We start from the raw sequence: 13,961 nt of genomic DNA, 5'->3' as shown, positions 1-13,961 counted from the left end.
TTGCAAATCTATGCAAAAAACTGCTTATTGGAGCCGTTGGGACTTGCCGTGCCGGCTCCCAACCAAAATGCTCCGGATTATGAGATTTACCAGTGTTCTCCTTCTTACCATTTGCTTACATGTATCAGCCAACACATTTTCGCAATCTGTCACCTTTTCCGGACGAGCCGTCCCAATGGAAAAACTTTTTGCCGCCATCAAAAAACAAACGGGTTTCGTGGTGTGGGGTAAATCTGAACTGCTGAAACAGGCCGGCGCCGTATCAGTATCAGTGCAGAATATGCCCCTGATCAGCTTCCTGGAACTGGTGATGAAGGACCAACCATTCAACTATAAAATAGCAGGCAACACCATCATGCTGTACAGCAAGCTTCCTGCTGCCTCGAATATCGCCATGCTGGAGAAAGAATCACCGGTAACAGGGCATGTTACCGACAGCACCGGCATTCCCCTCATCGGGGCTACGGTGCAGGTGCCTGGCGCCAGTCAACCCGCTATTACCAACTCAGAAGGCAACTTCACCTTGCCGGTATCTGCCGGGGATGTACTTCGCATCAGCTTTATAGGATATAAAACCAAAGAGGTGACAGTAACTCCCGGTATGCTGCGAACCGGGAATATCGGTAACATCGTTTTGTCTGTCATCTCGGCTACCTTGTCAGCATTAAATGTTACGGCCAACACCGGCTATCAATCAATCCCAAAAGAACGCGCCACCGGATCATTCAGCGTGATTACAGAAAAAACACTCGGCGCCAGGATGGAAACCAATATTATGGACCGCCTGGAAGGCACTGTGCCCGGCCTCTTTATGCAGAACGGCGCCGTTAATATCCGCGGACTTTCCACCTTATACGGCAACCAAAACCCGTTATATGTGGTGGACGGTTTTCCATTCGAAGGAGACCTTAACTATATCAACCCCGCTGATGTAGTGAACGTAACAGTAATGAAAGATGCCGCCGCCGCTTCGATCTACGGAACCAGGGCAGCCAATGGCGTGATCTCCATTACCACAAGGTATGGCAGCAACAGGAAACTCACGGTCAACTTCAACAGCACCGTGTTTATAACAGGCATCCCTGACGCAGGTTATATGCACCTGCTCAATTCCTCCCAGATGGTGGATCTGCAACAGGAACTGTTCAATAGCTGGCATCCTGGTTATAACGATGTCATCAAACGTGCAGGCCAGCCAAAAGCAATGGAAGCACTCTATAATTACGAGCAAAATCTCATCAGCAAAACTGATCTCGACAATACCCTCAATAATTTAAGGAACGCCAACGGGCAAAGCCAGCTGGAAAACCTGTTCATGCGTAACCGTGTCAAACAACGCCACAGCTTCTCCGCCAGCGGCGGAAACGAAATCCACCAGTATAATATCATGATGAATTATACAGGTAACAGGGACTACGGTTTCCGTACCGGCAATGAAGATATTAACGTGGGCATGAAAGATAAAGTGAAAGTGTTTAAATGGCTGGACGCAGAAGTAGGCGCCAATACCAATATCCGCAACGGGAAGTATCTCCGCGAAAGCCCCGAATCCTTTTACCGGAATATGCCTTATGAAGTACTGAAAAATCCCGATGGCAGCTCCGCCCCGTTCACTAAATTAAAGTCACCCTATGAAATAGACCGCCTGAAAAACCTCGGGCTGTATGATGAAACATTCAATCCGCTGGATGAACTGTATAAATCAGATCTTTCCTATTGGTCAAATTACTTCAGGCTGCAGGGCGGATTCACCGTTAAAATTATCAGCGGCCTTACACTGGATCTGAAATACCAGACAGAACGCGGTAGCAGCTACAATAAATCATATTATTCTCCCGACTCTTACTACACCAAAAATATGATCAACGACGCTGCGCAGGTCATCGACGGGGAGTTGGTGAAGAATGTACCTGATGGCGGACAACTATACGAAACACGTGGCAATTCAAAATCCTATACCGCCCGCGCGCAACTGAACTTCGACAAAAATATCAGCACAAAACATCACGTGTCGGCCTTAGCCGGTGTGGAACGCAGGGCAGTATCACAAACGTCGACCTCCGTGTTTAAAATGGGCTATAACGATAATAACCTGCAATACCTGCCGGTAAATGAAATTGCTCTCGGTAATCTGAAAGGAACAGAATCCCTGGGCAGCACCTTCTCCATGAAGTATAACGAAAATAATAACTTTTATTATGGAGAAGACAGGTACATCTCGGCCTATGGTAATGCCGGCTATACGTACAACGGGAAGTATAACGTTACCGGAAGCGTACGGGTAGATAACTCCAACCTCTTTGGTACCGACCCCCGCTACCGCTACCTGCCGCTCTGGTCTGTTGGCGCCAGCTGGAGAATGTCTGAAGAAGATTTCATGAAAGATATCAGCTGGTTAAACAGCCTGAGCATCCGCTCTACTTACGGCCTCGGCGGAAACGTAGCCAGAACGGTAGGCCCCTACCTCCAGGCAAGATCTACCTTCTTTTCTGAAGCCAATGCCACCGCAACGGATATCATCTATCCGCCAAATAAATCATTAAGATGGGAGAAAACAGCTACTACCAATATCGGTGTCGACTTCGCCGTATTAAATAACCGGGTGTCGGGATCAATAGATTACTACATCCGTAAAACCACCGACCTGCTGGGAGAAAAGGCCATCGATCCCACCAACGCATTTCCCAGCGCATTGATTAACTACGGCAGCTTAAATAATAAAGGTATTGAGCTGGCACTCAACACCCTCAATATAAACAAGAAACATTTCACCTGGAGCAGCACCCTGGCACTGAGTTTCAACAAAAACAAGATGACAGAAATAAATACCAGGGATGAAAATGTATACGGCCTTACCGGTGGCTACGGCGTAAATCGCATTGGCTACCCGATGGATGCCGTTTTCAGTTTCAGATCGGCAGGGCTTGATCCGGCCAACGGTTCCATGACGGTATACGATGCCGCAGGAAAAGTGGTAAAGAATTATGATCAGTCCGGCACCATTGTGGCCAACATGACGGATATAAACGGCCTTGTATACAGCGGCACATTAAGACCGAAATACACGACTGGTTTTACCAACACCTTCACTTATCAGCAACTCACACTAAGTATCATGATCATTGCCAACGGAGGAAATGTGATGAGAGATGTGGTGCCTGTTATCGACTATGGTTTCCCCCGCAGCAACGTAGACAGCAGGGTGATGAACTTCTGGCGCAAACCGGGCGATGAAAATAAACCCGGCATGTTACCGGCACCCGATCTCAAAGGTAATGGCGGCAACTATTATACGCTCATCTGGTATGCCTCCGATCAAAATGTGCTCAAGGCAGATTATATCAAAGTAAGGGATATCGCGCTCTCTTATAATTTTGCGTCCGCATTGTCCCGTGTCAAAAAATTATCTTCCGCCAAATTAACACTGCAGGTACAAAATCCTTTCCACTGGTACAACAACTCCGTTGGAATTGATCCTGAAGCTTATGAAATCGCCAGCCAGTACGCAAACAGAACATTACCGGTAATGTCCACTTACATGGCAGGAATAGATATCACCTTTTAAAACCAGGAAACATGAAAAAATTACATCTTTATATCATCTCCGGCATACTGATCTTATCCGGTTGCACAAAGTTCCTGGATATAAAACCAAAGGATAAATTTATCCCGGTAACAGTAGCCGATTACGAAAATATGCTGAACTCCGGCACCGTAGTGAACTTCGGTGATTACTTCTGGGACCTGCTCTCAGACGATGCTTTCCTGCCGGAAGGAGAACCTGGCAACCTGTTCACGAAGCAACAGCTACATGGCCGGAAAATTTATACATTCAACCCAGCTCCATTTGAACAAGGTGCCAACGATTTCATGTGGAGTGAAGGCTATAAAAGGATCTTCTACTACAACAGCATCATCAACAATATCATGGATGCAACGGAAGGTACAGACGCCAACAAAAAAAGTGTTCGCGCGGAAGCCTTGCTGGGCCGCGCAATGGAGCACCTGCAGCTGGTAAATGTATACGCACAGCATTATGATGCAGCCACCGCCGCCACGCAGAACGGTATTCCCATTGCACTGATTGCAGACATCAACGCAAAATTCAAAAGGAACACGGTAAAAGAAGTATACGACCAGGTACTCAGCGATGCCAACGCCGCCATCGCCGACCTGCCGCTAAATCATAAGCTCACAAAGTTCAGGGCAGGTAAAGCAGGCGGATACGCCTTACTGGCCAGAACCTATCTCTTTATGGGCGATTACGCCAATGCCCGCAAAAATGCTGACCTGGCGTTGTCGCTGCAAAGTGAGCTGGCCAACATGAATGATTATAAGATCACGATCCCCGGGCCGTTTCCAAATGTTCCCGGTGCGCCGCTCGGATGGACCAACATCCCCGACGCGCAGCTTAACCCGGAAACCATCGTGGCACGGCACTTCCTGCGGCCATTCGGATTGGGCATGGATGTTTGCGCCTCCCCGGAATTAAGTGCACTCTTTACCAACGACGATAAACGCTGGACATTATACTATGCTGATGGCTGGCCTCCCGCGCCACCGTTTAATTACATGTCCAGGTACCAGGTGAAGATCTTCCTCCGCGGAGATTTCTATAGCAACTATCTCAATGTGCCGGAAATGTACCTGACCCGCGCAGAATGCTTTGCCCGTGAAAACAATTTAACTGCTGCCCTCGCAGATATCAATAAATTAAGACTCAACCGGATTACACCGGCCGCCTATAAAGCCTTTACACCGGCAGACTTCAGTAATGATGGTGAGAAAGTATTACGGTTTGTTTTGGAAGAAAGAAGAAGGGAAATGGCATTCACCGGGATGCGGGTCATCGACCTGAAACGCCTGAACAAAGAAACCCGTTTTCAGAAAATAATAAAGCATACCGCAGAAGGCAAAACGTATGAGTTGCTGCCCGGCAGTAATAATTACCTGCGCCAGCTGTGGCCCAATGCTACTGTATTCAACCCGGACTGGCCGCTGAATCCATAAGTCATTCCTGTCCTCCCTGTTCCATTTGTGACGCCGGTAACCTGCCGGCGTCATTAACCTCCTATTGACTAATTAAATCACACATGCAAGACAACATCGTTAAAATTGAAGGACTATCACACCGTTACAGTAAAGACTGGGCAGTGAAAGATGTCAGTTTCGAAATCAACAAGAAAGGCATTGTAGGGTTGCTTGGCTCCAATGGCGCCGGCAAATCCACTACTATGAACATTCTTTGCGGAGTGTTAAGTCAAACCCGCGGCCAGGTGCTCATTGAAGGCATCGATATGAGGGCCGACCCGGAAGAAGCAAAGAAAAGGATTGGCTTCCTGCCGCAAAATGCACCGCTCTACCTCGAACAAACAGTGGATGAATACCTAACCTTTTGCGCCCACCTCCGCCTGATAGATAAACGCCGTATAAAAGCAGCGGTAGATACCGTGAAGGAAAGATGCGGTGTGGCGCATTTCAGCAAAAGGCTCATCGGCAACCTCTCCGGTGGCTACCGCCAGCGGGTAGGCATCGCGCAGGCCCTCATTCACACGCCACTGCTGGTAGTGCTGGATGAACCCACCAATGGCCTGGATCCCAACCAGATCCTGGAAGTACGCCAGCTGATCAAAGAAATAGCCACAGATCGCGCCGTGATCTTCTCTTCACATATTCTCTCGGAAATACAGGCTACCTGCCAGGATATTATTATGATAGAGGGCGGCAGAATGGTGTTTAAAGACACCATGGAATCTTTCAACAATTATATAGAACCGGACAGCCTCATCACCACCCTCGAAAACCCTCCGGAAGAAAAGGAACTGAGAGCCATCAAAGGCATTAAAGACGTGGAGTTCCTGACAGAAAAAACGATTCGCGTAAGATTTGAGCCCGCCACCGATATCGCTGAAAATATCGTGGAAATGAGTGTGCAGAAAAAATGGCGCCTCAAAGAAATAACACTGGAGAAAAGCTCCCTGGACGCCATTTTCGCACAGTTATCCAATAAAAAATCTAAACCTGCCATACAGTAATGAAAATAATTATCAGAATAGCCCGCCAGGAGCTGAGCCTCCTGTTTCACTCGCCGGTAGCCTGGCTTATCTTAATTGTATTCCCGGTACAAATAGGAATCGACTTCCTTCACTATATCCAGATGATAGGACGCGCACAACGTATGGGACATCACTTCACCGATGTTACTTCCATGATCTTCACCGGTCAGCAGGAAGGATTTTACCCCGGCGTGAAAAATACCCTGTACTTCTATATTCCACTGTTAACGATGGGCCTCATCAGCCGGGAAACACACAGCGGTTCCATTAAATTATTATTGTCGTCTCCCATTAAAGTAAGGGACATCGTACTGGGAAAGTATGTAGCCATGATGGGATACGGCGCACTATTGCTGGTTATCATTTGCCTGTATGGAATCTCCGGTTCGTTTTTTATTGAGCATATCGACTGGAAACTGCTGGCCTCCGGCGCACTGGGATTGTACCTGCTCATCTGCGCCTATGCAGCTATCGGGCTGTTCATGTCCTCGCTTACTACCTACCAGGTGGTGGCAGCTATCAGCACATTGGCAGTGCTGGCCGGTCTCAACTTTATCGGTGGCCTGTTCCAGGGCAATGATGCAGTGCGGCATATCACCTATTTTATGTCTATTTCAGGTAGAACCGAACAATTTATTTATGGACTGATCAGCACAGAAGACGCCTTTTACTTCTTCCTTGTAATCGGCTTTTTCCTGGCCATTACCGGCATGCGGCTGCAAGACCAGCGGGAGGCAAAGTCGCCGTGGATACGTACCGTAAGGTACCTCGGACTGATAGCGCTTTGCTTCCTTACCGGGTATATCAGCTCCCGCCCGTCCTTCACCGGGTATGTGGATATGACGGCTACCAAAACCCATACACTCGGCCTGCAAAGCCGCGAATTGGTAAAGGCGATGGACAAGTCGCTGAAAATTACCACCTATGTGAATATCCTCGACGATAATTACTACCTCGGCGCACCGGAGAAGAAAAGCGCGGATGAAAGAATACTCACACCCTACCGCCGGTTTATGCCCAACCTGCAAATGGAATATGTGTATTACTACGACTTCGCCAACAACAAAAATCTCTATAAAAATTACCCCGGAGAAAGCGATGCCGCCATCGCAAAAAAAGTAGCAGATATCCAGGACCTGGATTACAAGAAAGTAATTCCACCTGCACAGATCCGGAAAATGGTGGATCTCGGGCCTGAAGAAAACCGGCTGGTAAGGCTCCTGCAATATGGCGATAAGAAAACTTTTCTCCGGTATTACAACGATATCATGATATATCCCGGCGAACAGGAATTTACCGCTGCGCTGAAACGTATCGTAACACCTGCTGAAATACCCGTGGTTACGTTTGTTGCAGGCAACGGCGAAAGAAGCATCACAAAAGCAGGTGATGCCGCATTCAGGATGTTTGTAAATGAACTCACCTTCAGGGGGGCGTTGATTAACCAGGGATTTAATGTAGATACCGTAAATCTTACCAGTGAAGAAATTCCTGCCGCCACTTCAGTGCTGGTAATTGCTGATCCGAAAACAGCCCTCCCGCCGGCAGCACAGGCAAAACTGGACCAATATATTGCCAGCGGCAGAAACCTGTTCGTGATCACAGAACCAGGATCACAGGAAATATTGCAACCCTTACTGCAACAACTGGGCGTGCAACCCGGCGCAGCGCCGGTACAGGAGGAAAGCAGGGACTATGCACCCGACTTTATCCTCGCCCGTTTTTCAGACGATGCCGGGAAGATCTCTCCAAAGCTCGCCGCATTCAAGGGTGATAGTGCGGTGGTATCCATGCCGGGCGCTGTGAATCTTCAGTATGCACAACAGCACGGTTTCCACTCGGTACCGCTGCTGCTGGCAAAAAATAACCAGGCACTGGCCATTGCCGCCGAAAGAGAAGTGGCGGGCAAAACCCAACGCATCATTGTTACCGGCGATGCCGATTTTATGAGCACCGGCGAGCTGGCGCGGCGCAAACCCTCCGTATGGAACCAGTCGCTGATCACAGAATTATTCCGCTGGTTTACCTACGGCGATTTCCCCGTAAATACCGGCGCCATCAGATCAAAAGATGTAATCGACAGCGATGATCAGGGGATCCTGACCATGCGGATATTTTTCTTTGGCGTAATACCCGTATCACTGCTGATTTTTGCTACTACACTGCTGCTTTACAGGAAGAGAAGATAATATTTAACCAACCACTCATAGGCAGGAAAGGTCGTCCCGTAACAAGGCGGCCTTTTCTTTTTTATTCCAGGCCATTTTATCATGTTACTTAACACGTTACCTATAAAAAATCAATTTATTTAAGTGTTCCAACATAAATTATCATCCTATTATTATGATAATTGGTATTTTTTTCGTTTGTTTATGTTTATAACATCTGAATAAACGGAAATATTGAACATTATAAAAAAATATAATCAATCAGATGAATCTCACATATTAGCCTTACTGAAGGAAGGTGATATGGGTGCATATGAGGCTATCTACAACGAATACTGGCCCCGTTTATACGGATATGTTTACAACAGGCTGAAAAGTAAAGAAATAGCAGAAGAAATTATCCAGGAAGTATTTTTTTCCCTCTGGAAAAAACATGAAGAACTGCAACTCACACACACGCTCTCCGCGTATCTATTTACCGCGGTAAAGTACCAGCTACTCAACTATCTCAAATCAGACCGTATCCGCAAAACCTATATCCACCAGTTTGCGCAATTACCTGAACAGCGATCCGATAATTCCAACGAGGAAAGTATCGCGGCTACCGATCTGAAAAATACCATGGAGAAAGAAGTATCACGGCTCCCGGAAAAATGCCAGCAGGTATTCAGGATGAGCCGCCATCAACACCTTTCTGTTACCGACATCGCTAATACACTGAACATCTCTCACAAAACAGTGGAAAACCATCTTACCAAAGCGCTCCGGCAGCTTAGAATGGTGCTGGGGCATCACCTGTGCCTCATCATCCTGGTGCTGAATACAGCCCTGCAACAGTAATATGGCCTACCCGGTCTTTTATTTTTAAATTTTTTTTAAAAGACGTAGGTGTTACGCTTTTCAAAGTGTACTTATCTATAGGTGACACTATTAACTGCCTGATTAAATACAAGTGTGAAAAACTGATGAACAACCAGGATCTTAAAAATTTAATCGAGAAATATCTAAATGGCACGCTGGAAGCTGCGGAAGCGCAACAGCTGGAGCAGTGGCTGGATGCAATAGGCGACGAACACGCATTTGATGCGATGCCCGAAGCAGAAAAGGAAGCAGCCAGAATAGCAGGATACCATCACCTGGTAAAGCGCATCAATCAATACCGGCAACCAGGCATAATAACACCGCTGTTCCGCTACTGGAAAGCGGCTGCCTGCATCGCGGGTATCATTATCGCCGGCGCTATATTCAAAAAGGAAATGTTGAACATAGTAGCGCCGCATCGCCTGGTGTCGCTGCAAAGTACTCCCGGCAAAACTAAAAAACATATCCTGTCCGATGGCTCTATCGTTTGGCTCAAAGGAAACAGTAAATTAATTTACCCGGCAGGTTTTGGCGCCGGTAACCGCGAAGTAACATTGCAGGGCGAAGCCCTCTTTGAAATTGCGAAAGACCCGCGGCATCCGTTCCTGGTGAAGTGCGGCACACTCACCACCACCGTGCTGGGTACCAGTTTCAATATCCGGGAAACAGGCAAAGAAACACAGGTGACCCTGCTTACGGGAAAAATTGCACTCAGCGCGCCGCAATCGGCTCCCGTCGTATTGTACCCGGAACAACAGGCAATATATGCCACAACAGGAACGGCTATACGGAAAGAGGAAGAAGGAACGCCGCCCATCAGCGATATCACAAAAGGCACAGAATATAACATGGCATTCAACGATGCCACCATGCAACAGGTTTTACAACGGATAGAAAATAAATTTGAGATAAACATACAACTGCAGGACGCAGTAATCAACACAAATCTAATCACGGCAGATTTTACTGACCAGTCTTTACAACAGACAATGGAGATGATCAGCCAGGCACTCAACCTGGACTTCGGGATCAACGGCAAAACTATTTTACTCAAACAAAAAAAGTGAAAAATGAACCTGTTATCAACCACAATCAAACCGAGTCAAACACAAAAATCTAACATCATGGCTAACATCATTTCCAACTAAAAAAGCCGGAGGGGTGACAGCCCCGCCAGCTTATGATAAATAGCCCTGTTTATCACCGCGTGACAGCGCGGTAAGGGAATTCCTTTGTCAAATTCTTTCCGAAATCTAACAAAGTACAAGGTCTATGCTCATAAATTTAAAGACAAATGCCTTCCTGTCCAAATGCAAGAAAGTAACGGCGGCCAACCTGATGGCAGGCGTATTACTCTATGGTATTACGCATCCCGCTGCGGCACACGCCCAGGGAGTTCTCGACAGGAAAATATCGCTGCAGGCAGATGATATGAGCCTGAAAGGTGTGCTGAACCAGATCCACAGCAAAGCAGAAGTGAAATTTGTATATAGCTCCAGCCACATCGCGCTCGACAGGAAAGTATCCGCAAGGGCCGACCAGGAAGCACTCGGTAAGGTGCTCGACCGGCTCCTCGGCCGCCTCGAAATAGGTTTTGTAGTGAACGACGACTATATCATTCTTACAGATAATGACGCCGCCGCTAAACGTACCGCCAGCCCGGATATGATGACCTCCATCGCACTGGCGGATATTGTAGTGAAAGGAAAAATACTGAATGAAACAGGCGATCCCTTCCCCGGCGCTACCGTCATGGAAAAAGGTACCGGCAATGGCGTTACCTCGGCAGGCGACGGCACCTTCACCCTGAAAGTCAAAGAAGGCGCCACGCTAGTAGTTACCGCCATCGGATACAGCATCACCGAAGTAAAAGCCGCTGACGCCGGTATCGTACGACTGAAAGCCGCCGTAAAACAATTGCAGGACTTCGTAGTAACAGCTGCCGGAATTGCCCGCCAGAAAAACAGTCTAGGCTACTCCGTAAGCACCATCACCTCGGATAAACTGGCACAGAAATCAGAACCGGACCCCGTAAGAGCCCTTACCGGGAAAGTAGCCGGTGTGAATGTACAATCTGCCGGCGGCGTAGCCGGAGGTGGTACCAATATCACCATCCGCGGTAACTCCTCACTCAATGGCAACAACCAGCCGCTGTTTGTGGTAGACGGCGTTCCCTTCGATAACTCCAGCTTCGCCAACGTAGGCGCGACCACCGTAGGCGGCGCAGGCGTTACCAACCGCGCATTCGACCTCGATCCGAATAATATCCAGACCATGACGGTGCTGAAAGGCGCCGCCGCCGCCGCATTGTATGGATCAAGAGCCGCTAACGGCGCTATCATCATCACCACGAAAGCAGGTAAAAAGAAAAGCAGGAAAGGCACAGAAATTACTTACAACACCGGCTATTCCGTGGAACAGGTGTCCGGCCTGCCCGATTATCAAACCAAATACGGACAAGGTACCAACAACGACTACCGGCAAGGGGTATACGCTTCCTGGGGCCAGCCCTTTGAAGGAGTGGAAAGCATCCTGCCCACACGCGCTACCGTTCCGCATCAGCTCACGCGGCAGTTCTCTTCCGCCGTGTTCCCGCAGTTCTACGAAGCAGATGGCGTAACGCCCATCCAGGTGCCCTACAAATCGTATGCGAAGGACAATGCGAAAAATTTCTTCCGCCAGGGTAGCGTATACGAAAATGCCATCACCATCTCTTCCGGTAGCGAAAAAGGAAACTTCAACGCAGGCTTCTCCAACACAAAAAATAAAGGCGTAGTACCCGGCAATGAAATAACCCGTACCTCTGTCAACATCGGCGGAAACATCCGGCTGGAAAATAAATTCTATGCCAGCGGCGCTATCAACTACGTCACCACCCGGCAAAAAACACCACCGGTAGGCGGCCTCACAGGCTCTATCATGTCTACCCTCATGTACGTACCAACCAGCTACGATCTCACTAACTACCCTTACGAGAACCCGCTGGATGGTAGTAACGTATACGACTATACGGGAATTGATAATCCCTACTGGTCAGTGAAACACAGTCCTTCTACCAGCGACGTGGACAGGTACTACGGTAACCTCGTACTGGGTTTCGATCCGCTGCCCTGGCTGAATGTGCAGAATACCATCGGCTTTAACGCATACACCGACAGGCGAATGAGCGTACGCGGTAAAGGCAGCTCTTCCTATCCCAACGGAAGCATCACATCAGATAATATTTACCGCCAGGAACTGGATAACACCCTGCTGGTAACCGCCACCAAACCTCTTACATCAGATATATCGCTGCGGGCAATCGTTGGTAACAATGTGAACCAGCGGCTTACAGACAGGAAAGCATTTTACGGGGATAATATCATCGTGGCCGACCTGATAGACATGAACAACACCAGCTCAGTAACACCGATACAGCTGATCAATAACAGGAACATCCTGAAACAACGCTACTACGCCTTCTTTACAGACATCACCTTTGATTATAAAAACTTTGCCTCCCTCAACTTTGTTGGACGCAACGATATTTCCTCTACACTGCCCGCCAATAACAAAAGCTATTTCTACGGCGGTGTAAACGGATCACTGGTATTCACAGAAGCGCTGCACCTCCCAAAAGGAGTACTGAACTTCGGTAAAGTAAGAGCAGGTTACACCAAGGTAGGTAACGAAGCCTCTCCTTATCAGACACAAAACTTTTACCAGATCAACCCGATCCTCGGCGCCAGCACTACGCCCGCAAACGTAGGACTGCCCTTTACGCCGGCAGGTGGCAGCGTATATAACGTGGTTACTCAGGCCAACCTGCTCACCAACGCTAACCTGAAACCGGAGTTTATTACGGAACTGGAACTGGGAACAGAACTGCAGTTCTTTCATAATCGTATAGGCGTCGACTTTACCTGGTACAATAAGAAAAGTACCTCGCAGATCTTCGAGGTTACTGCTGCACCCTCTTCCGGCTATACTACCCAGATCCTTAACCTGGGTGAAGCCACCAACAAAGGCGTGGAGCTAGGTTTAACGGTAGTGCCCTTGCAATCCAATAATGGCCTCAACTGGGATATCTCGGCCAACTTTACCCGCAACAGGAACATCATCCGCGACCTGGGAGGATATGAACGCTTCAGCTATGGCGGCACCAACGGTACCAGCAGCGTGCACGTTGTAGGCCAACCATACGGCCTTATCCAGGGAACAGCCTATGCACGCGACGAGGAAGGCAATGTGCTCATAGATCCCAACACAGGCAAACCACTGATCTCCGGCGCACTCAAAGCAATCGGTAATCCCAATCCCGATTTCATGGTAGGCATTACCAATACTTTCCGCTTCCGCAGCTTCTCACTGAATATCCTGTTCGATTGGAAACAAGGCGGACAACTGTACTCCCGCACCGTAGCGGAGATGCTGTCGCGCGGCGTTACCCGCGACATGGAAAACCGCGAATTCACTATCGTGTCGCCGGGCGTGCTGGGTGATATCAATACACAAACGCCACTGCTGGACGACAAAGGCAATAAGATCCCGAATAACGTGGCGCTGTCTTTTGAAGATCACTTCTTCAGCAGCAGTATGGGCCCAGGCAACGGCGGTATCAATGAAGGATCGGTATTCGATGCCACGGTATTCCGCCTGCGGGAAGTGGCGCTGGGATATGAACTTCCCAAAAGCTTTTTAGGTAAAACACCTTTCGGGTCTGCCTTCATTTCTGTTACCGGCAGAAACCTCTGGTACAGCGCTCCCAACTTCCCGAAGTATACCAACTTCGACCCGGAAGTCAGTTCGCTCGGCGTTGGTAACTCGCAGGGATACGATAACCTGGCAGTACCCACCACCCGTCGCTTTGGTGTAAACCTGAAATGTTCTTTCTGAT

7 protein-coding genes are annotated in these 13,961 nt (G+C 48.4%); all 7 read left to right on the top strand.

Translation table 11 applies throughout. The features are described 5' to 3' along the window. The first annotated feature begins 79 nt into the window (after nt 1-79). The 7 genes from ACLHR0_RS00160 to ACLHR0_RS00130 all read left to right on the top strand — a co-directional run bounded on the left by ACLHR0_RS00160 (nt 80) and on the right by ACLHR0_RS00130 (nt 13,960). Nucleotides 80-3,565: a SusC/RagA family TonB-linked outer membrane protein gene (locus ACLHR0_RS00160; RefSeq protein ID WP_436484172.1), complete on the top strand. Its 3,486-nt coding sequence runs from the start codon at nt 80-82 to the stop codon at nt 3,563-3,565. Between the two features lie 11 nt (nt 3,566-3,576). Next, the gene (locus ACLHR0_RS00155; RefSeq protein ID WP_436484171.1) at nt 3,577-5,010 is read left to right on the top strand and encodes a RagB/SusD family nutrient uptake outer membrane protein; all 1,434 of its coding nucleotides are present in this window, start codon (nt 3,577-3,579) and stop codon (nt 5,008-5,010) included. A gap of 83 nt (nt 5,011-5,093) precedes the next feature. Then, nucleotides 5,094-6,035 (top strand): ABC transporter ATP-binding protein, encoded by a 942-nt coding sequence (locus tag ACLHR0_RS00150; RefSeq protein ID WP_429045966.1) that lies wholly within the window; start codon nt 5,094-5,096, stop codon nt 6,033-6,035. Beyond that, the gene (locus ACLHR0_RS00145) at nt 6,035-8,245 is read left to right on the top strand and encodes a Gldg family protein (RefSeq protein ID WP_436484170.1); all 2,211 of its coding nucleotides are present in this window, start codon (nt 6,035-6,037) and stop codon (nt 8,243-8,245) included. The genes ACLHR0_RS00150 and ACLHR0_RS00145 overlap by 1 nt, the downstream gene beginning before the upstream one ends. 213 nt (nt 8,246-8,458) lie before the next feature. Next, the gene (locus tag ACLHR0_RS00140; RefSeq protein ID WP_436484169.1) at nt 8,459-9,064 is read left to right on the top strand and encodes an RNA polymerase sigma-70 factor; all 606 of its coding nucleotides are present in this window, start codon (nt 8,459-8,461) and stop codon (nt 9,062-9,064) included. 125 nt (nt 9,065-9,189) lie between these two features. Further along, nucleotides 9,190-10,152 carry a FecR domain-containing protein gene (locus ACLHR0_RS00135; RefSeq protein ID WP_436484168.1) on the top strand — a complete coding sequence of 321 codons (963 nt, stop codon included), beginning with the start codon at nt 9,190-9,192 and terminating at the stop codon, nt 10,150-10,152. Nucleotides 10,153-10,357: 205 nt separating this feature from the next. Further along, the gene (locus ACLHR0_RS00130; protein WP_436484167.1) at nt 10,358-13,960 is read left to right on the top strand and encodes a SusC/RagA family TonB-linked outer membrane protein; all 3,603 of its coding nucleotides are present in this window, start codon (nt 10,358-10,360) and stop codon (nt 13,958-13,960) included. Nucleotide 13,961 lies beyond the last annotated feature (1 nt).

The sequence above is a fragment of the Chitinophaga sp. ARDCPP14 genome (genome assembly GCF_051362515.1).
Lineage (GTDB): Bacteria > Bacteroidota > Bacteroidia > Chitinophagales > Chitinophagaceae > Chitinophaga.
The sequence above is the reverse complement of the archived record's forward strand: the minus strand, read 5'-3'. Positions and strand labels throughout refer to the sequence as shown.

What these genes read in the sequence shown, in the direction of transcription:
- ACLHR0_RS00130 (WP_436484167.1), top strand. Translation starts at nt 10,358, where the DNA reads ATGCTCATAAATTTAAAGACAAATGCCTTCCTGTCCAAATGCAAGAAA.
- ACLHR0_RS00135 (WP_436484168.1), top strand. Translation starts at nt 9,190, where the DNA reads ATGAACAACCAGGATCTTAAAAATTTAATCGAGAAATATCTAAATGGC.
- ACLHR0_RS00155 (WP_436484171.1), top strand. Translation starts at nt 3,577, where the DNA reads ATGAAAAAATTACATCTTTATATCATCTCCGGCATACTGATCTTATCC.
- ACLHR0_RS00145 (WP_436484170.1), top strand. Translation starts at nt 6,035, where the DNA reads ATGAAAATAATTATCAGAATAGCCCGCCAGGAGCTGAGCCTCCTGTTT.
- ACLHR0_RS00150 (WP_429045966.1), top strand. Translation starts at nt 5,094, where the DNA reads ATGCAAGACAACATCGTTAAAATTGAAGGACTATCACACCGTTACAGT.
- ACLHR0_RS00160 (WP_436484172.1), top strand. Translation starts at nt 80, where the DNA reads ATGAGATTTACCAGTGTTCTCCTTCTTACCATTTGCTTACATGTATCA.